The sequence below is a fragment of the Methylobacterium sp. ARG-1 genome, assembly GCF_001262595.1.
GTDB lineage: Bacteria > Pseudomonadota > Alphaproteobacteria > Rhizobiales > Beijerinckiaceae > Methylobacterium > Methylobacterium brachiatum.
Genome location: NZ_LHCD01000050.1, coordinates 1 through 18262, shown reverse-complemented (window position 1 = coordinate 18262; position 18262 = coordinate 1). Strand labels below are relative to the sequence as shown.

Here is an 18262-nt window from a genome sequence, read left to right as displayed (position 1 = left end):
AGCGGCTGCGCTTGTCCGCCTCAAGGGCGACGGCGCCGTCGGCGAAGCGCGCTGCACGTGAGCGGAGGGAGCCCGGCTGTTCTCGGGAGCTCCGCTTCCGAACCCCGCCGAAGGGCTGCGAGCCCTTCGGAAACCCAGGATCTAGAACGCCAGGGCAGGCATCGCCTCGCGAGGGATCACGGCGCCGCGATGCCCGATGACGGCGCCCGCCAGGCGGTGCGCCTCGGCGGCGGCGGCCTCCGGGGCCAGCCCGGCGATGCGGGCCGCGATGTAGCCCGCCGCGAAGCTGTCACCGGCGGCCGTGGTGTCGACCACCCGCTCCACCGGGCCGGCCGGAACGGCGGTCTCGCTCGCCCCGTGCAGCACCCGCGCGACCGGGCCCGGGCCGTCCGAGGTCTTCAGCACGATCTCGGCGCGGCCGCGATGGCGCAGCACCTCGTCCTCGCCCGCCGCGCCGAACAGCCAGTCCATATCCTCCACCGAGGCGAAGATCAGATCCGCCTGCGCCAGGGCTGCGCGGAACGCGGTGCGGGCCACCTCCCAGTCCGGCCAGCCGCGGGGCCGGTAATTGGTGTCGAACGCGACCAGCCCGCCACGGGCGCGCTGGGCCGCCAGGGTCTCGGCCAGGGAGGCGCGGCCGGCCTCGCCGTAGAGCGACAGGCTGATGCCGGAGACGTAGACGAGGTCGTCGGCCTCCAGGGCGGCGCGGGTTTCGGGAGCGCCCGGCTCGGCGAACAGGTCCCGGGCGGCGGCGCTGTCGCGCCAGTAATGGAAGCTGCGCTCCCCGGCTTCATCGGTGCGGATGATGTAGAGGCCCGGCATCCGGCCCGGCAGGCGGCGGATCCGGCCGAGGCCGATACCCTCGCGGCCCCAGGCCTCCACCATCGCGTCGCTCCAGGGATCGTCCCCGAGGGCGGTCACGTAATCGACCGTCACGCCGAGGCGGGCGAGATAGAGGGCGGTATTGAGCGTATCGCCGCCGAAGCCGCGGACGAGGCTCCCGTCCGGCCGCTCCGACAACTCGACCATGCACTCGCCGACGCAGGCGACCCTCATGCGGCTTCTCCCTGTGGGCTGGCGTCCGCCGGCCTCGCAACGGATCGGCACCGTTCGGCGCGCCCTGTCAATCGCGTGGCCGCGTCGAGGCCCCGGAGCTTCCGGCGCATAACCGTTGCGCCGCGCGGCGGAACCACGTTCCGGGTGCACTTGCAAGGCGCACTTGCAAAATGAGCAAGCTCCCGTGCCGCTGCGCTTGCCGGAATCCGCACTCTTCCTGTCCGAACGGAGGCATTCGCTGTCGATCACGGCAGGAACGACAGGATATGAAGGCTTGAGCATACGCTATTTCAGCCGGACTGAATCCTTTATTTTAGCTTGACATTAAATTTTTTCTGTCATGCATTGCCGGATATGCGGTTCTGGCCTAATTCACGATATGCTTTCCTGCGGTAATCAAGAACATGACGTTTTTGCCGATCTGGAACGATCGGTGCAGAGGTCGATGCATATCCGATCTACCTGTAGAACGGGGTGATGCGAAAAGCCGATACGTATACGGTCTTCGGGTCGATACATCGGGGGCATTGGAATGTATTGTTTTATACGGAATACGCGTCCGGTCCTCGTGCGAGACAGGATGTGCCGGGTCCGTGCCTCGACTGACGGGGCCTGTGCCTAGGGATCGGCGCCAGCTGACAGCCAGCTGGGTCCGACCAATCCCGGCGCCCGAGACTAGATCCGAGATGATGTGAGATGTTTCATTCCGCCCTGAGTGCCTTGACGTTCTCATCCGGAGAATTTCTGACGATCACGGAGAGCCGTGGGTTGAGCGGCGCCTGGAGCTGGGTGCTCACGGGTGGCGAGCAGATCTGGTCGCCGGGATTTTTCCGCCTTCTTGGGCTCGTCCCGAATGCCGCCAAGGCGGATTACGACCTCCTCTTGAGCCTGGTCCATCCGGAAGATCGGCACCGGCTGCCTTCGCTCGGCGAGATCCGGCAGGGCCATGTCCCGCCCGAGACGACCGTCCGGGTCATCCGCCCGAACGGTACGGTGCGCGTGCTCTCGCTGATAATGGAGGCGCGCTTTTCCGGGGAGGGGCGGCCCGTCGCCATCAATGGGTCGGCGCTCGACATCACCGATCGGGAGCAGCTGTCGCTGATGCGGAAGGAGCGGCGGCGGCGGGGGGCGCTCTACCTCACCGAGCACATCGCGGTCTTCTCGGTCGGGCTTGATCTCCGCCGCGAGTTCCCCTTCGAGATGGCGCAGATTCACGGGTTGCCGCACGAGGAGATCTGCCTCAACCCCTACACCATGATCGTTCCCGAGGAGCGCCATGCCTTCCAGGACGCGGCCCTGACGCAGATCGAGCGGCGGGAGTTCTTTCAGGGCACAGCACATGAGCGCCTAGCCAACGGCGAACTCTGGCATTTCAAGATCATCACGGTGCCGGTCCGGGATCCGGACGGCACCTATCTCGGACGCTGCGGCCTGAAATGCCCGGTCCAGAATCCCATGCCCGCATCGCTGGCTCTGGGCGAGGCGCTCGACCAGGCCGTAACCGGCCACCATCTGCGCGCCGCCCGCGCCCTGCTCGACTGGTCGATGATGGACCTGGCCCGGGCCAGCGGCATGTCGCATTCCACCGTCCGGCGCCTGGAGGAGGACAGCGAGCATCGCGGGAGCCGCTCCCGCCGTCAGGCTGTCGCTGCGCTGCGCCGGGCCGGTATCCGCTTCATCCCGATGGATGACGGCACGCTGGCGGTGGCCAAAGGCTGAGCCGGATCGACCGTCCGTGGCGATGGCCGCGAGCGGTCGGCGGAGCGTGAGGGCGACGCGTTCCGGATTCGCCTCGAAACGCATGGGTTCGGGCCCCGGGACGCGGGACCCTCAAGGCGCGCGTCCCGCGCGGTCGGTCCGGTTGGCCCAAACCGGGATCCGGCCCGCGCAGGGACGCGCACGCTCATTCAGCCGACCTTGTGACCGAGCTGGATCGCCTTGGCGATCTGCGAGCGGCGCTCGGCATAGCTCGGGGCGACCATCGGGTAGTCGGCTGGCAGGCCGAACTTGGCGCGGTAACGCTCAGGCGTGAGACCATGGGCGGTAAGGTGCCGCTTGAGCGTTTTGTAGGACCGGCCGTCGATGAAGCTGATCAGGCCATCCTGGCCGATCGAGGTTTCGATCTGCGCGGCCGTCGGACCGGTCCAGGCCGAGGTCGAGCCGGCGGTGGCGCCCTGCAGCACCGAGATGGCCGTGTGCACTTGGTCGATCAGAACCGGCAGTTCGCCGACGCCGACGGCGTTTCGCGATACATAAGCAGCGACCAATGAAGCCGTGCATTTGATCAAATCATAATTCGGTTCTTGCGGCTTTTCGTGCAATTCGATCGTGTTCATGATCCCCTCGCTTCAGTTTTCCGGCGATCCATAAGTTATGTTGCAGAATATACCGATAATTTTACCGGATGGTTCTGTCCAAACTTCTGACCGACTGCTGATGCTTCGCCAAAATTGGCCACTAACAATACGAAGTGTGTGCGAATTGTCTAGGGTTTACCTTGAATAGTATTTGAACTCTTTTTGTCCTACAAATCCAACACGAGGTTGCCAAGCCTGGGGGCGGTGACAATTATTGCTCATTCGCACATGCGGGTGCTGCATGTGTTCGCGTCACGTGCCAGCTGTCGTGCTTCTGCGAACGCGTACGCGCATCGATGGTGAGTGATTAGGGCAACAGATCAAAAGAATGAGTAGGAGGTCGCCTTGTATCGGAAGGTCGTCGGCTATCAATAAAATTGAAACGGGAATCAAAGATATTTATTTCTGACAAAAATGTCTTTACGCCATGCAACCGTGATTGCTTTGCGCATCATTGGCAGCTTATTTATCTGTGATGATGTTCTGAAATAATAAGAAAATACGGATCGTGCCCAGCCTCCACCAAGCTGTAGGATCGCCGGACTTGCAGCATAGGCAGGGAGTGATTTTTATTTTCCAATAAGAAGCAAATTTATAGGGAATTATTTCGGAAATATCGTGCGGATAGTAATCCTTGAGCTGACAGCATGCTCGCGGCGGTGGGTCTAAGTATTACAGCGGCCTCCTCGCCGGATGCGGCGTCCGGGCAGCACAACGTAATTCGACTGCATCCGGCCGAGCGGGCTACGCGGAAAGGTTGTGAAGACACCCGCCGGCGTCGGCGGCCGCTACTGGCGGATGCAGACCGATTCGGGCCGCATCAAGGTCCCGTTCTCCGCCGGCAGCCCGACCAAGTTCGAGACCGACCGTTACGGCGTCTTCGCCCAGATCTCCTACAAGCTGTCGGATCTGGGGCTCGGCGGATCGGACGTTCCGCCGGTTCTCGCACGCAAGTACTGAGCTGCGTCGAGTCGAGGCTCGGGAGCGGTGGTCGGTTCGTCTGAATCCGGGCGCCGCATCCTGCGTCTCGTCTCGTCGGGTGGTTCCACGGATCTGGATCTGCCCGGTGGATACCATCCTTGGAAGCGCTCCGGCCGCGCATGCTTTAACAAAGTCATCAGGCGATTCGTGAAAGGTGCGGGTCGCACGCGTGCTTCCGAAGACGACCTGTCATGGCCCATCTCCCCTCCCTGCCCCACCGGCATGACGGCCTCGATCCGGATCGTCCGCCGCGCGAGGGCAATGCCCGGATGGCGCCGCTCTGGCAGGTGCTGGTCGGCGGCGAGGCGGTCCACCGGCATGCGCATCTGATCCTGGGCGCGGGCGTGGCGCTGGCCCTGCTGGGCGTCGCGGTCATGATCGATGCCCTCGCGGGGGCGGTCCATATCCCGGAGCGCTGGTTCGGCCTGCTCCTGCTGGTGGACGCCCTCGGTTCCCTCGGCGCCGGCCTGATCGCCGCGGGAGCGGCCCGGCGGCTGCGGATCTTCAAGGGCCTGTTCCTGGCCTTGGCCGCGATCCTGATCATGATGGCCTCGGCTTCGAGCTTCTTCCTGCTCGCGATGCTGTTCGGCACCGTCTTCCTGGTCGACGGCACGATCCGGATCGTCCTCGCCTACCTGCTGAAGTTTCCCGAATGGCGGACCTCGGTGGCGCTGGGCGCGCTGGGCGTCGCCTTCGGCGTGTTCCACCTGCAGCCCTGGCCGACCTGGTATGTCGGCACCGTCGGCTACTGCATCGGGATGTTCCTCGTCATCAACGGCTTACGGCTGACCCTGGCGGGCCTGCGCACTCGGCGGACGGCGCCGGAGCCCCTGCCGGAGGGCGCGCCGGGGTCCGACAGCCTGACCGTCTATGTCTGGACGCCGACCGGGCAGGCCACGACGCCTGCCACGCAGCGGCTGGTCCGGCGCTACGTCGCCTCCGTCGATGTGGCGGGGCGGTACTCCACGGGCCACGCGGCCCTGGAGCAGGGCGGCGACCTCTATATCAGCCACTACCCCGCGGTGGAGATCGATCGCTCCCCGGCCAACCTCCGGTCGAGCCTGCGCGCCGGCCCGGAGAACGATGTCGCCGGTCGGTTCCTGCCGTCGCATCGCGCGGAGGTTGAGGATTGGTGCGAGGCCACCGTCGCGGTCACGCTGAACGGCGTCGACGGCGCCCGGCTGCGGGCGTTCTGGAAGGCCTATCGCCGCGATACCACCTACAACTTCATCAGCCGCAACTGCTCGACCACGGTCGCCCGCGCCCTGGACGTGGCGGTCGAGGGCGCGTTCAGCCGCGACGGTCATCCCTGGCGCAACCTTGCCCAGGCGCTGACCAGCCCGGAATTCTGGGCGGCGGCCCTGCTGCGGAACGGCGCCCGGTCGATGACCTGGACCCCCGGCCTCGTGCTCGATTACGCCCGCGCGCTCAGCGCCCTGGTCGATCCCGCCTCGCCGGTGACGTCCATCGCTTGGACCAATGTCAGCCGGCGGTTCATCCGCAACGGGCGGGTCGGGTCGCTGACCCGGTTGTTTCGGCTGGCCCGGCGGCGGCCTGCACCGGACGCGGGCCCGACGGAGGCCTGAGCAGCCTCCCTGCCCTCACCGCCGTCGTTTGCGGTGGTCGAAGGTCGTTTCCGGCGAAGCGCGACCTGCTCCCTCTCCCGCACGGGCTACACAGGTTTGAGGCGCAGACGTTGTTGCAGGCCGCGACGCGCCCCCTCTCCCGTGCGGGAGAGGGCTGCGGTGAGGGATCCGGTTTTTCCGAAGAGGTCGCGCCCGGGTCAGCGGGCGGAGCGGCGGGCGGCGAGGTCGCCGGCGATGGCCTGCATCACCGACAGGGTGTCGACCTCGTCCTGCTCGGCGCCGTGGTCGCTGAGCTTCACGATCACGGTGCCGGTCTCGCGGTTCACGTAGACGTACTGGCCGTAGACGCCGATCGCCGAGATGTCGCTCTCGTCGCCCCCGGGGGCGTGCCACCACTGCGCCGAATACTGCCAGCCATCGACCGCCCGGCGGGCCGGCGTCTCGATTCGGTCGATCCAGCGGGCCGGAATGATGCGGTTCTGCCCCGCCAGGCCCTGGTCGGCCACCAGCAGCCCCAGACGGGCGAAGTCGCGGGGCGTGGCGTTGATGCAGCAGAACGCCTTCTCGATGCCGCCGGCCCGGTCGAGGTTCCAGGTCGCGTCCGCCTGGGCGCCCATCGGCTTCCAGATCCGTTCCGAGAGCAGGTCCGCCAGCGGCTTGCCCTCGATCCGCGCCAGGATGAGGCCGAGCAGCTCGGTGTCGATGCTGCGGTAGCGGCCCTTGCTGCCGGGCTTGAACGCCAGATGGGCGTTGTCGCGCACGAAGGCGGTGATGTCCCGGGTCAGGTACATCCCGGCGGTGCCGGTGAGCGGATGCTGGGGGTCGTAATTCTCCGGCACGGCGATCCCGCTCGTCATGTCGAGGAGGTCGCGCACGGTGATCTGGCTGAACACCGCGCCGTGGCGCAGCTCGGGCAGCAGGGCCGAGACCCGGTCGGTCTCCGCGAGCTTGCCGCTCGCCACCGCGGCGCCGACCAGGAGCGACACGATCGACTTCGCCACCGACCAGGAGGGGAACAGGGTCGCCGGACCGGTGCCGGGGCGCTGCCATTCGTGGATCAGGACTCCGTCCTGCACCACCAGGAAGGCGTTGGTGTGCGTCTCCGCCAGCATCGTGGCGAGCGGGATGGTCTTCCCCTTCCAGGGGACGCGCTCCAGGATCGGGGCCGGCCGGAACGCCAGGTCGCGGGCCTGTTCGGGCGCCTGCACCACCCGGCTGGGGAACCAGGGGCCGATCGCGGACGGCTCGAGGACAGCCAGGGCCGCCAGCGTCACCGGATTCGGGACGTTGACCAGCGCGGTCGCGGTCCAGGCGCAACCGGCCGCCACGACGCCGCCGGCCGCGGCGATCACGCCCCAGCGCGCGCCCCGCCGGCGCCCCGGACGGGTGCGGACCGAGGGTTCCGGGATCGCGGGCGACGAGGTCATAGTGGATCGGTATCGCTGTGGATCGTCACGGTTGTGGCGCCGTCGACCGGGGCCACGGCACGCGCGGCGACCATGATGAGGAGGCGTTAAAGAAGGGCCAACCCGGCCGAAGGTTGAATTCAGGGCGCAGCCGTGCGGCCCCGGCCCCGATGATTCGAAAATGTTCACCGATTCGACGGACAAGGGGCGTCGAATCGGGCCGGCATTCTAGGGCTGGCCGAGGCTGCGCACAAACGCCTGCCTGCGCTGGCTGTCCGATTGCCGCTGTAAGGCCGGGGAAACCGGGCTCTTCTTGAAACCGTCTTCAGCTCTCGAACGAAAGTCTTCCGCGCGATGAACCCTTTCTTGATCCTCGGGCTCGCGATCGGCGCGGAGGTCACCGCCACCCTGGCGCTGAAAGCCGCCGACGGCCTGACGAAGCCGGGGCCGACCCTGATCGTGGCCGTCGGCTACGGCACCGCCCTGTGGCTGATGTCGAGCAGCATGGACATGCTGCCGATCGGGATCGTCTACGCGATCTGGTCCGGGGTCGGCATGATCGGCGCGGCGCTCGGCGGCGCCTGGCTCTACGGCGAGCCGATCAGCCCGACCATGCTGGTCGGGATCGCGATCATCGCGGTGGGCGTGGCCATCCTGGCGGCCGGGCAGGGCCAGCACTGAGGCCCCCGCCCCGGCTGCCCAGGCCCCGCTCAGAAGCGGCCTGCCGAGGCCGGTGGCAATGCCGGCATAGCCCGCGCTCGCGACACCGCCCAGCGGTGCGGCGGTGACCGAGATCCTGTTCCGGACCGCCGCAGCGCCGTCCCGCGACCGATCGGCGGCCTGTGTGTCGCCCAGGTAACGCCGGGCCTCTCGCCCAACCCCCTCCCCGCCGCGAAAATCTCCCGGCACGGTCGCCGAATCCCGTGCTGCGCGGATTCCCGCGCGGCCGTTATGGCGCTGACGGAGAACAGGTTTTCGCCATCGGACGGGCGTGCCCGCCGCCGGAGCCGTCCAAGCCCGAAGGGAACGGGCTCCGGGCCTTCCCGGCCCGCTGCAGAGGCCCGCGGGGCGCCACCCTGCGCGAGGCGCGGGCGAAAGCCCGCCACATCCTCGCCGCGAACGTGAACTCAAGCTTGGCGCGTACAACGGCGGCGTGAGGCGAGACCGCGATAGGGCGGCCGTCTCGCACCGAAACGAGGCTGCAGGAGGACGGAGCGCTGATGCATGCGAGGTAGCGAGAGGACTCAGATCGTTTCCCGATTGGCCGTGCTGGCACTCACAGGCGGCCTGGGCGCGTGCAACACCGCTTCCCCCTTGACCACGGGATCGATCCCCGACCGCAAGCCGACGCTGGTCGTCAGCGATGCCGAGCGCGATTGCCTCGGCCGGGCCATGTATTTCGAATCGAATCGCAGCGACGAGGGCGGTCTGATCGCCGTCGGCACCGTGGTCATGAACCGGCTCGAAGCCGCGATCTTTCCCGGCGGCATCTGCGCGGTGGTCGGACAGCCCGGTCAGTTCGCCCCCGGCGTCCTCACGAAGCCGATGCAGGAGCGCGATCTTCAGAAGGTCGCCGAGGCGGCCGACGCGGTTCTGGCCGGCGAGCGTCACCCGAAGGTCGGGAAGGCGATGTATTTCCACACCGCCGGCTATCACTTCCCCTACAAGAACATGCACTACGTCGCCGTGGCCGGCGGCAATGCCTTCTACGAGAAGCGTGATACCCGCGCCGCCAAGAAGGAGATGCCGGTCTCCGCCGCGCTGCCTCCGGCGGTCTCGAGCTATGCGGCGGGCCCGGTTCCGCCGGCGCAGTAGCGCCCTGCACGGGAGGGCTGGATCGGCCGGCGCGATCCGCGCTCGTGGGCTGGCGGGGCTGCCCGCGCCCTGCCCCGCCGCACGTCCGCCCCCGCGCAGCTTTGTCCGGACATGACGCTACCGGCCGTCGAAGGCCGATGCTCGGGTGGCGCCGCGGAGGCCGCCGTCGCCCGAGCGTGATCCCGCCGATCCGTGCGCCCGCCCGGAAGGTGTTGGCCGGTTTTCGGAACCCGTCAGGCCATCCGAGATGCCCGTGCCGCGGTCTCGATCCTATCGAACCCGATCCGGCCGCATGGACAGCCCGGGACGCGTGACGACGCACCGGTACAGCGGCCGCAGATGTTGTCGAACGGATTGGCGTGACCGGTAATGGCAGATGAACTGCCATCGTGCCCGGCGGTAAATCTGTCGATCTGTCTCCCCGCCGGCGGGAGCGACGTTTACATCGACGGATGACGCTTTAGCTTGCTGGCTGAAACTACCCACGAATCACGGAATGCCGACCGATGATTGCCCATAGGGTAGCGCTCGCTGGCACGGTCCTGATGCTGGGCATCGCGCCGGCGGCCTCTCAGCTGCGCCGCCCCATGACCTGTACGGAGGAGGCGTCGGTGGGGCTGGACGCGGTCCCCCTCCCCGAGAGTGCGAAGCCGCAGCCGCAACGGGCGCGGACCTTCTCGCTGGTCTCCAGTGGCGGCTTGCTGACTGTCATCTCCGCCGGGCGCTCCGACTATTACGAATGCCAGGTGGCGTCGCCGCGCTCGAACGAGCGCACGCCGCGCAATGCGATCAAATGCCAGAACGGCGTCTATTTCCTTCTGATCGACCTCAACAAGCTGAACTTCGTCGAGGCGCAGCTGAACCCGGAGGATCGCACCGAGATCAAGATGAGCTACGGCAGTTGCCGGAACCTCTGACGTCTCGTTTCGCGGGCGGCTTCGCGAGCGCGATGCCGCGAGACCGAAGCCGCGGCGCCCATCAATCCATCCGGATGAGGATGTAGGCCGAGACTGCGATGACCACGATGGTGACGGCAAACAGCAGGAGCGTCTTCGTGAACGGGCCGTCGGGTGGGTCTGGCGCGTCGTTCATAGTGCTCCCCAGCCCCGGAAGGATGGTGGCGTCTGCCGTCTTGCTCAACGTCTGAGCGGCCAATAGGCGGCATCCGCATAGCGTGCCGAGTCGTCTGCGCTGTCGGGACTGAAGAATCCGTTTCGTGCGGGTGCTTGTGCCCCTATTCCGACGGGCGGTCGGCGCAGACATCGGCCGCCATCAGCGTGATTCGGCGTATCCAAGGCTACTCAGTCGCGCACGGTGCCTCACCGGCAGAATTGCGTCGCCGCCGGGGTCCATTGACCGAATCCCGTTGCGACCATGTTGGCGACGACCCGGCAGATATACTGCTTCTGTGCCGCATTGTTGTTCGGCCCGGCATGGTAGCGCGCTACCGCCATGGTCCAGCTGCCCTCCCGCTTCTTCAGTTCCTGCAGGAATTGCGTGGCGTATTGCACGTTCGCGTGCGGGTCGATCATCGCCTCGACCGAGCTGAACTTGCTGCCGTGAAAATGGTGGTTGATCTGCATGCAGCCGAGATCGATCAGGCGCACGCCCTTGCTGCGCGCCTCCGTGAAACGGGCCATGACGTCCCGCAGTCCCGTGCCGAAATAGGCGGTCCCGGCGATGTTCATGGCATAGGGCTGCAGCGAGCCGCGCCGGCCGGTCTCCGTGAGGCCGACGGCGTAGAGCACGCCCAGCGGCACGCCGTAGCGCGCGGAGGCGCGCGCCATCTCGTCCTCGCAGACATTCGCTGCGGCCGGGACAGCGCTAGAGATAAACGCCGCTGTCACGAGGACGTACCGCTTCATCCGTCCGTTCTCCTTCGCGTCCGTTGCCGGTGGCCCGGCACTGGATGCACGAGCAACATTCCTAAGGCGCGATCGGCCGCACTGTATCCGAGGATTGAAATTTTCCATTTCTTCCCACCGTAGATCGTCCTCCATCCCGATGGAGTGGCGGTGCGTTGACCATGATCAGTTTGATCTGCTTGATAACTGGTACAATTTCAGCCGGGGCGTCTTTGGTTTGCCAGCGGTTCAAGGTCATTCTAGAGGCTGCCAGCGGCGTACTGTTTCTAGCAGGACTCTGTACTCTCGGCGTGGAATTGCCGCTGTTCAGGTAGCTCTCGGCGATCTGAGCCCTCATGAGATTTGGCGGCTTGGTACATTCCATACGATTGAAGTACGGGCCCGTCGGAGGCTAAGCGTGGCTGTCGAGCCTACACTCGTCAGCCCACGTCCGCGGTGATCGCTTTCCGCCCCCGATAGCGATAGGTCAGCGGGCGTGGGCATCGCGAATTTTGCGTTCCACAGATCGGGAGCGGCGTTCGCGACGTTGAGCAAGTATCTCTGCATTCAGTCTGAGGTCGGATTCGTCTCCGATCTCCACGCTCGCCTCGTTGAGCTTTACTCCTCAGACTGCTCGAAGGGCCGGCGTGGATGCCTTGAGGTCTGACTCGGTAAATTGGATCGGTTTCCGTTCCTCAAGCTTCAACATAAGTGGTCATGTCGGCACGCCTTGAGGGGGGCGGTTCGTCGGCCTTCCACGCCCGTCTCAAGCTCGCCCCACACTTGCCGAGGGGCGGGCGTGGATGCCTGCTTCCGATTGGCAAGCAGATATGGGGCCTAAGCTAGACAGTAACATCGGCTCATGTCGACCGCGACCATCTTTAGGAAACCCATTCTCCTTCAGAGCCAACGAGAGGGCGCGGATGCTTTCTGACGCCCTAAGCTTGACCTAACCGGTATTTTGGACCGTTCGGATGAGAGGCTACTGCATGGTAGCGGCCATGGGTCGCCGGAAGGCCGGATTCGGGAAGCTGATAGGCGCGGGCGGCCGATAGCCGAGTGAGGAATGCGGTTGCATGCGTTCTGCCATAGGCCGATCACGATCTGCGCCTCCTTCGGCGCTGGGAAGATCACCCGGCGCAGGCACTCGTGGCCCAGCTTGCCCTTGGAGCTCCTATCCCCGATGCCGTCCACCGCGTGCCGGCGTCGCTCGGGGGCTGCAAATTTTCCGAGGCGACGTCCGCCAGCACCTGACCCACCAGAGATAGATCGACCAACAAACGACGAAGGCGGGCGTTCTCGCGCTCCAGGTCTTTCATTTTCTTCGCTTGATCAATTTTCAGACCTCCGTACGCGTTGCGCCAGCATCGGTAGCTCTGCTCGAAGACGTCCGCATTCTTGCACGCGAGGGCGATGCTCTTGCCTTGTGCCGCCTGTACCTCGATCTGGCGCAGCAGCACTACGACCTGCTCCGCGCTCGGCTTCTGTCCTCGCTTCATCCCCACCTCCGCCGGTCCAGGACGATCCTCTCAATAAGTCCGGTCCAAAGCCAGTCGGTCAGGTCAAGCCCCAGGAGGCCCGGCGTCGGCTCCCGGCCACGCACGGACGCCTTGATGGAGCGCCGCCGCCGCTGGGCCGCCTCTGGGCGCCTCCCGCCCGCCATCGCCGCGCGCTTCACCCTAGCCGAGCAGGGCGTGCTCGCGCTCGTGGCTGCCGAAGTGGTCCGCCGGAAGGATTGCCGGTTGGCCGTTGGGCACCTGGCGGCGATCGTCGGCGTCGCCGAGACCACCGTGCGCAACGCCATCCGCGAGGCCCGCAAGCTCGGGTTGCTGACGGTGGAGGAGCGCCAGATCACGGGCTTCCGCAACGACACCAACATCGTGCGGATCGTCTCGCTGGAGTGGCTGGCCTGGCTCCGACTGGCAAGGAAGGCGAATGCCGCCTGGCCTACCCCTATCCGAAGGGAGGGCCGTCATGACCCCGCTTCGGAGGGGATAAGGTGCAAATCCGCGAAGCGCACGCCTACTGAGGTTCCAGATCTGGGGAAAACGAGGCCCGCGGAACCGAAAAAGGGCTGCCGACAAGCGGCTGACGACCTCGACCGATCAGACCGATCGAGAATTCTCGCGGGTGGTGGCGCGGGCCGAGCTATGCGTTGAGGGTCTGCGGCCGGACGGTATGACGAACGCAGTTGTGTCCACCGTCGCTCATGACGGCATTCGACTAAGTCATGAAAGGTTGACCTGATGGGGTTCTCACACTTTTGGCATTGTTGCGACGTTGGCGTGCGATGACAGCGTTCGAACTGATCCGTGCACTCGCCCATGATGCGACTGTCGGCATCGTCGTCACCGATCCGATGGTTGAGCCGCCTGGCCCAACGATCCTCTACGCGAATGCCGCCTTCAGCCGCCTCGTGGGCCGCGAGCTCAACCAGATCGTCGGACACAACCCCCGGTTCATGCAGGGGAGGGAGACCCGCCGGGAGACGCTGGACGCATTCCACCGCGCCCTGGCGGCTGGCGAGCGCTTCCATGGCTACCTGACTAACTACCGCGCCGACGGCACAAAGTACCGGGCTGAGATCGACTGCAGACCATTGCGCGCTGCCGACGGACGCATCGAGAACTTCGTCTCGTTCGAGCGTGAGGTGCTTCGACGGATCGGCCGCCCCGCCGGAAACGCCGCCGGACGCTACGAGCCGGTCAGCGTAAGTAACGATGCATTAATCGGAACCCTGCGCGCTATCGGCGTCTTTGAGCACGCATAAGTTGTATTGCTGCGTATTTCTGAAATGTATATGCCAGCAATGAAATCAAACTTAGATTAGTTTCTTTTCCGATTGGCCGAACTACCATTGTATTAATCCTTAAATAACGTTTTTTAGGCAGTGTCTGGCTAATGGCGCTACGTTCGGGTGATGCGCCGGCGGACTGCACCGGGGGCCTTTAGGCACCTGTGGTGTCGTCGAGCAGCTACAACTACCCTCGCAGGAGTCGTTGCCATGTTCGGTGGAACGCGGACGCATGCCGATTTCGCGGCCAAACTCGATGCCCTGGACCGCTCGCAAGCGATCATCGAGTTTCAGCCCGACGGCACCATCCTCACCGCCAACGCCAACTTCCTGACGGCGATGGGCTACACCCTGCCCGAGGTGCGGGGGCAGCATCACGCGATGTTCGTCGAGGCGGCGCACCGTGACAGCACCGAGTACCGGGCGTTCTGGGATACCCTGCGGCGGGGCACGTTCCAGTCCGCGGAGTTCAAGCGTATCGCCAAGGGCGGCCGACCCATCTGGATCCAAGCGAGCTACAACCCAGTGCTCGATCGCACCGGCCGCGTTGTGAAGGTGGTCAAGTTTGCCTCCGACATCACTGCTCAGAAGCTGCGTGCCCTCGACGCTGACGGCCAGATCATTGCCTTGCACCGCTCGCAGGCGGTGATCGCCTTTGATCCGACCGGTACGATCCTCGACGCCAACACCAATTTTCTCGACGCAGTGGGATACCACCTCGACGAGGTCCGAGGCCGTCACCACAGTCTGTTCGTAGACGCCATAGAGCAGACGGGCGAGGCCTATTGCGGGTTCTGGGCCAAGCTCGCGCGGGGCGAGTTCGCCGCGGGCGAGTTCCGGCGCATCGCCAAGGGCGGCCGCGAGGTCTGGATCCAGGCGACCTACAACCCGATCACGGACGCGGACGGGACGGTACTGAAGGTGGTGAAGTTCGCCGCTGACATCACTGCGCAGGTGCACGAACGCCAGCGCCGGGCCGAGGCGCAGCGTGCGATCAGCGTAGACCTCGACGCAATCGGCTCTGCGGTTGGGGACGTCACCCGGCAGACTGCGGAAGCGGTCGGCACGGTTGGACAGGTTTCAAACGACATCCAGTGCGTAGCATCGGGGGCGGAGGAGCTGTCAGCCTCCGTCGGCGAGATCAGCCAGCAGGTCAGTCACGCCGCGCGTATGGCAGGCGAGGCGGTCGAGCAGGCCCGGCACACAGGATCCATCGTGACGGGGCTAAGCGGGCAGGCAGCCCAGATCGGCGACGTGGTGGCGCTGATCCAAGGTATCGCCTCGCAGACCAACCTCCTCGCTCTCAACGCCACGATTGAGGCGGCGCGAGCCGGAGCCGCTGGAAAGGGCTTCGCAGTCGTGGCGTCCGAGGTGAAGGCCCTAGCTGAGCAAACTGCCAAGGCGACCGATCAGATCCGCGGTCAGATCGCGGCGACGCAGACAGCGACACGCGAGGCCGTCGATGCCATAGGCTCGATCCAAGGGACGATCCGGGCGCTGGACGAGGTCTCCACTGCAATTGCGGCAGCAGTGGAGGAGCAATCGGCAGTGACGCGCGAGATGTCAGGCAGCATGCACACGGCAGCCCATGGTGTGACCACGATCGCCGGCGGCATGGAGGCGATCGCCCGGGCGAGCGAGCAGGTCGATACCGCGACGCGGCAGGTTCGGGAAGCTGCGCGGGCGGTCGGCTGACGATGGCCCGGGCCCCTGATTTGAGCGCCCCCATTCTTCAGGATGACTGGGCGCAGCTATCGGAGGTTAGCGCTGCCTTGCGGCGCGGCCTCGACGACGCGCTCACGGATCTGGTGCGTGCAGCGGTCGAGGATCCACCGACATCCTGTGCGGCGAGTTGCGCTCGCATCGACCGGGTATTCGGAGACCGGATGGCCCCATATTGGAGCCTCGACTGGGCAGTGGAGCAGGCTGAGGCGCTGCAGCGCGCGCTGAAGGAGGGCTTGCGCCAGGGACCATGTCTAAATGGCAGAAATGATCCCGAGGCTGGTAGATCATGACCGGAACGATCATCCCGCTCCGGCTGAAGCGCGACGAGGCATCCGCGCTCGCCAGTTTCGACACCCTGGCGACCGAACTACTGGCTGAGGGACGAGCCCCGAACCTATCGGTCGCGCGGTTCGACGCCATTCTGAAGAAGCTTCGTGGACAGCGAGCAAAGTTGGCCTCGGTCCTGGCTGACCTAGAGGCCAGAGCGCCAAGCTGCGACGCGCAGATCGAGACCGTCAACGTAGACTTGCGCAACGGGGCACGCGAGGGACTAACTCATATCGACCTGTTCATCCGGGAGGCAATGAGCTGCAGGTTGAAGAGTGAGCCGGCCTCCATCAACGAGGCCGGGCCATGGCCGTTCGCCGTTGGTGATCAGGACCGTTGATGTTCAAATTTGTACGGATCCTCTGACGAGGGTTGATGGATAGGCGATGGGCGAGCTTCTGCTGATCACCGACGACATCCATCGCGGCAGGCGCCTGTCGCGGGATCTTGGCACGCGCCGACCGTGCGACGTCCATGACCTTTACGACGACGCACTGCCGGCCATAAGCCCTGCCCTGATCATCAGTGATGTCGAGTCCGTCACCTCCGAGGCTATCGTTCGCCTGCGCCGCGCGCTGGCGCAGCTTCGCGGCGAAGGGGTTCCATACCTTTTCCTAGCGCATGGTAATGCCGCTCGTGCGGAAGCTCAGGCTCGGGTTCTTGGCGCGACTTCTACGGCCGGGGTGTCCGATATGGTCGGCGCCCTGGACTATCTGCAGGGGGCATCGATCCCAGCGCTCGCCCGAACGCGGGCTGCCGAGGCTCGACAGTTCTTCCAGCACGCCTTGTTCTCCGGTCAACCGATCACGCCTGCCGTGGCCGATGCCGGTACCGAACTGGTTGTGCGCGCTGTGAGCGACACCGGCATCGATGGCTGGGTCCGGGCGGTCCAGCAGTTCGACGATGCTACCCACCAGCACTGCCTGCTCGTTGCCGCCCTCGCCGCAGCGTTCTCGGGTGCGCTCGGGTTACGTCCGCCTGACCGCCACCGCCTGACCCGTGCCGCCCTGCTGCACGATGTCGGCAAGATCCATGTCCCCATCGAGATCTTGAACAAGCCGGGCCGTCTCACCCATTCGGAGACGGCGGTGATGCGCACGCATGCGGAACGTGGTCATGCCATGCTCGTGGGTGCTGGGTTCGATGACGGCCTGTTGGCGGCCGTGCGCTCGCATCACGAGATGATCGATGGGACCGGCTACCCCGACGGTCTTCGAGGGTGGGAAGTCCCGGACTTCGTGCGCTTGGTGACGGTCTGCGACGTCTACGGGGCGTTGATAGAACGGCGTCCTTACCGGGCATCCATGTCTGGCCCGGACGCCTACGACATTCTGCAGGGCATGACCGGTCGGCTGGACGACGATCTTATCCGAGCCTTCAAGCCGGTCGCTGCAGCGTTTAGACCGGCGTCCTAAAGGGGGGCGCCTGAGCTGCCATCGTCATGAGGCGTGCAGCTACTGAACGTGGATGGTAAGCTTCATCTTCGGGTGGATGCCACACTGGATGATGAAGTCGCCGGGCTCCTTCAGGGTCAACGTGGCCTGCTTGCCAGGCTCCTGGTCACCGGCGTCGAACGCGAACCGATCGGCCTCGATGAAGGCGTGATGCACCGCGCTGTCGTCACCGTTGACCAAGGTGATGGTGTCGCCCTTGCGCAGGAACAGGTCGGTGGGATCGTAGTGTCGGCCCTTCTGCAGCACGATACGGACGACGTTGGTAAGATCGGCTTTAGCCGGCCCGAGCGTGAGCAACGCCGTCATGAGCGCGATAGGCGCACCGATGAGAAGCGAGCGGCCTAAATTGTAAATTACCACGGATGCGGCCTGTATAAATCAATCTTCGACGTCTCGGCCTAGCAAATTTTGGCTACAAGTCGCCTAACCGAAATCAGTATAGCGGCCTAAATATCTCGGTGCTTCAGGTCCGCTTTGCGGGATGAGTGGCAATTGCGCGTTGGTCGCAACACGCTTTTAACCACGGGCGATGCCGGCTCGATGCCTCAAGCGTAAGGCCCACCGAACAGATCTCCGATCGCATTCCGCCGGAACAGCGTGTGCCGGTGACGCCTCGGATGCTCCAGCTGATTGCAGATCTCTACATGCCCTGCTGAACGATTACGCCGTACCAGCCCTGTCCGAGGTAGGTCTCATATCCTGGTGTGCGGTGGTAGGCGGTGATTGTTCCGTTGCGTGGATCCCGCTCTACGCCGCTCTGCTGACTGCCCAGATCGACCGCCAGCATCTCGCTCAACACGCCCTGACCATCTGAGGCTGCCAGCACGCGCCGATGCGCGTCGACCAGCAGGACACGGGTCCGGCTTCGATCCTCGGGCGACACGCGTACACCCTCGACGATCGTGCGCGCTTGCGGC

15 protein-coding genes and 3 pseudogenes are annotated in these 18262 nt (G+C 65.3%); 11 read left to right on the top strand and 7 right to left on the bottom strand.

What is annotated here, in order from left to right; all coding sequences use genetic code 11:
* Positions 1-141 precede the first annotated feature (141 nt).
* Positions 142-1056: a sugar kinase gene (locus AKJ13_RS28025; protein WP_050736269.1), complete on the bottom strand. Its 915-nt coding sequence runs from the start codon at positions 1054-1056 to the stop codon at positions 142-144.
* A gap of 768 nt (positions 1057-1824) precedes the next feature.
* Here AKJ13_RS28025 and AKJ13_RS28020 point away from each other — a divergent pair.
* Complete coding sequence (locus AKJ13_RS28020) at positions 1825-2775, top strand: helix-turn-helix transcriptional regulator (RefSeq protein WP_244471775.1); 951 nt, start codon at positions 1825-1827, stop codon at positions 2773-2775.
* A 188-nt stretch (positions 2776-2963) separates the two neighbouring features.
* On the opposite strand, the gene AKJ13_RS28015 is transcribed toward AKJ13_RS28020, so the two are convergent.
* On the bottom strand, positions 2964-3392 hold the full coding sequence (locus AKJ13_RS28015) for a MucR family transcriptional regulator (RefSeq protein WP_050736267.1): 429 nt from the start codon (positions 3390-3392) through the stop codon (positions 2964-2966).
* Between the two features lie 780 nt (positions 3393-4172).
* Here AKJ13_RS28015 and AKJ13_RS28010 point away from each other — a divergent pair.
* Entirely contained in the window at positions 4173-4373 is a 201-nt protein-coding gene (locus AKJ13_RS28010; RefSeq protein WP_050736266.1) for a hypothetical protein, read from the top strand.
* 212 nt (positions 4374-4585) lie between these two features.
* On the top strand, positions 4586-5980 hold the full coding sequence (locus AKJ13_RS28005; RefSeq protein ID WP_144426421.1) for a DUF4105 domain-containing protein: 1395 nt from the start codon (positions 4586-4588) through the stop codon (positions 5978-5980).
* 197 nt (positions 5981-6177) lie between these two features.
* Here the strand turns inward: AKJ13_RS28005 and AKJ13_RS28000 are convergent, their stop codons facing one another.
* Complete coding sequence (locus tag AKJ13_RS28000; RefSeq protein ID WP_050736265.1) at positions 6178-7407, bottom strand: serine hydrolase; 1230 nt, start codon at positions 7405-7407, stop codon at positions 6178-6180.
* 333 nt (positions 7408-7740) lie between these two features.
* Between AKJ13_RS28000 and AKJ13_RS27995 the strand changes: the two genes are divergently transcribed.
* The 3 genes from AKJ13_RS27995 to AKJ13_RS27985 all read left to right on the top strand — a co-directional run bounded on the left by AKJ13_RS27995 (position 7741) and on the right by AKJ13_RS27985 (position 10118).
* Positions 7741-8067 carry a multidrug efflux SMR transporter gene (locus AKJ13_RS27995; protein ID WP_007559157.1) on the top strand — a complete coding sequence of 109 codons (327 nt, stop codon included), beginning with the start codon at positions 7741-7743 and terminating at the stop codon, positions 8065-8067.
* A gap of 585 nt (positions 8068-8652) precedes the next feature.
* Entirely contained in the window at positions 8653-9201 is a 549-nt protein-coding gene (locus tag AKJ13_RS27990; RefSeq protein WP_244471774.1) for a cell wall hydrolase, read from the top strand.
* A 545-nt stretch (positions 9202-9746) separates the two neighbouring features.
* The gene (locus AKJ13_RS27985; RefSeq protein WP_244471773.1) at positions 9747-10118 is read left to right on the top strand and encodes a hypothetical protein; all 372 of its coding nucleotides are present in this window, start codon (positions 9747-9749) and stop codon (positions 10116-10118) included.
* Between the two features lie 402 nt (positions 10119-10520).
* Here the strand turns inward: AKJ13_RS27985 and AKJ13_RS27980 are convergent, their stop codons facing one another.
* The gene (locus AKJ13_RS27980) at positions 10521-11066 is read right to left on the bottom strand and encodes a transglycosylase SLT domain-containing protein (protein ID WP_050736262.1); all 546 of its coding nucleotides are present in this window, start codon (positions 11064-11066) and stop codon (positions 10521-10523) included.
* A gap of 1161 nt (positions 11067-12227) precedes the next feature.
* Positions 12228-12544 (bottom strand): annotated as a pseudogene (locus AKJ13_RS27975) (transposase); the annotation flags it as partial.
* 63 nt (positions 12545-12607) lie between these two features.
* Between AKJ13_RS27975 and AKJ13_RS31020 the strand changes: the two are divergent.
* From AKJ13_RS31020 to AKJ13_RS27950, 5 genes and pseudogenes are all read left to right on the top strand, one after another.
* Positions 12608-13204: pseudogene (locus AKJ13_RS31020) on the top strand (helix-turn-helix domain-containing protein); the annotation flags it as partial.
* 131 nt (positions 13205-13335) lie between these two features.
* Complete coding sequence (locus tag AKJ13_RS27965) at positions 13336-13815, top strand: PAS domain-containing protein (RefSeq protein ID WP_050736259.1); 480 nt, start codon at positions 13336-13338, stop codon at positions 13813-13815.
* 234 nt (positions 13816-14049) lie between these two features.
* Positions 14050-15534: a PAS domain-containing methyl-accepting chemotaxis protein gene (locus AKJ13_RS27960; protein ID WP_050736258.1), complete on the top strand. Its 1485-nt coding sequence runs from the start codon at positions 14050-14052 to the stop codon at positions 15532-15534.
* 316 nt (positions 15535-15850) lie between these two features.
* Complete coding sequence (locus tag AKJ13_RS27955) at positions 15851-16231, top strand: hypothetical protein (RefSeq protein ID WP_050736257.1); 381 nt, start codon at positions 15851-15853, stop codon at positions 16229-16231.
* A gap of 46 nt (positions 16232-16277) precedes the next feature.
* Positions 16278-17306: an HD domain-containing phosphohydrolase gene (locus AKJ13_RS27950; protein ID WP_050736256.1), complete on the top strand. Its 1029-nt coding sequence runs from the start codon at positions 16278-16280 to the stop codon at positions 17304-17306.
* A 39-nt stretch (positions 17307-17345) separates the two neighbouring features.
* Here AKJ13_RS27950 and AKJ13_RS27945 read toward each other — a convergent pair whose 3' ends face one another.
* Together AKJ13_RS27945 and AKJ13_RS27940 are read right to left on the bottom strand one after the other, a co-directional pair.
* On the bottom strand, positions 17346-17651 hold the full coding sequence (locus tag AKJ13_RS27945) for a hypothetical protein (RefSeq protein ID WP_050736255.1): 306 nt from the start codon (positions 17649-17651) through the stop codon (positions 17346-17348).
* 334 nt (positions 17652-17985) lie between these two features.
* A pseudogene (locus AKJ13_RS27940) lies at positions 17986-18262 on the bottom strand (methyl-accepting chemotaxis protein); the annotation flags it as partial.

Excerpts from the sequence above, each read along its gene's own strand:
- AKJ13_RS28005 (WP_144426421.1), top strand. The coding sequence starts at position 4,586 with ATGGCCCATCTCCCCTCCCTGCCCCACCGGCATGACGGCCTCGATCCG.
- AKJ13_RS28000 (WP_050736265.1), bottom strand. The coding sequence starts at position 7,407 with ATGACCTCGTCGCCCGCGATCCCGGAACCCTCGGTCCGCACCCGTCCG.
- AKJ13_RS27980 (WP_050736262.1), bottom strand. The coding sequence starts at position 11,066 with ATGAAGCGGTACGTCCTCGTGACAGCGGCGTTTATCTCTAGCGCTGTC.
- AKJ13_RS28025 (WP_050736269.1), bottom strand. The coding sequence starts at position 1,056 with ATGAGGGTCGCCTGCGTCGGCGAGTGCATGGTCGAGTTGTCGGAGCGG.
- AKJ13_RS27950 (WP_050736256.1), top strand. The coding sequence starts at position 16,278 with ATGGGCGAGCTTCTGCTGATCACCGACGACATCCATCGCGGCAGGCGC.
- AKJ13_RS27965 (WP_050736259.1), top strand. The coding sequence starts at position 13,336 with ATGACAGCGTTCGAACTGATCCGTGCACTCGCCCATGATGCGACTGTC.
- AKJ13_RS28015 (WP_050736267.1), bottom strand. The coding sequence starts at position 3,392 with ATGAACACGATCGAATTGCACGAAAAGCCGCAAGAACCGAATTATGAT.
- AKJ13_RS27955 (WP_050736257.1), top strand. The coding sequence starts at position 15,851 with ATGACCGGAACGATCATCCCGCTCCGGCTGAAGCGCGACGAGGCATCC.
- AKJ13_RS27995 (WP_007559157.1), top strand. The coding sequence starts at position 7,741 with ATGAACCCTTTCTTGATCCTCGGGCTCGCGATCGGCGCGGAGGTCACC.
- AKJ13_RS27960 (WP_050736258.1), top strand. The coding sequence starts at position 14,050 with ATGTTCGGTGGAACGCGGACGCATGCCGATTTCGCGGCCAAACTCGAT.
- AKJ13_RS27945 (WP_050736255.1), bottom strand. The coding sequence starts at position 17,651 with ATGACGGCGTTGCTCACGCTCGGGCCGGCTAAAGCCGATCTTACCAAC.
- AKJ13_RS27985 (WP_244471773.1), top strand. The coding sequence starts at position 9,747 with ATGCTGGGCATCGCGCCGGCGGCCTCTCAGCTGCGCCGCCCCATGACC.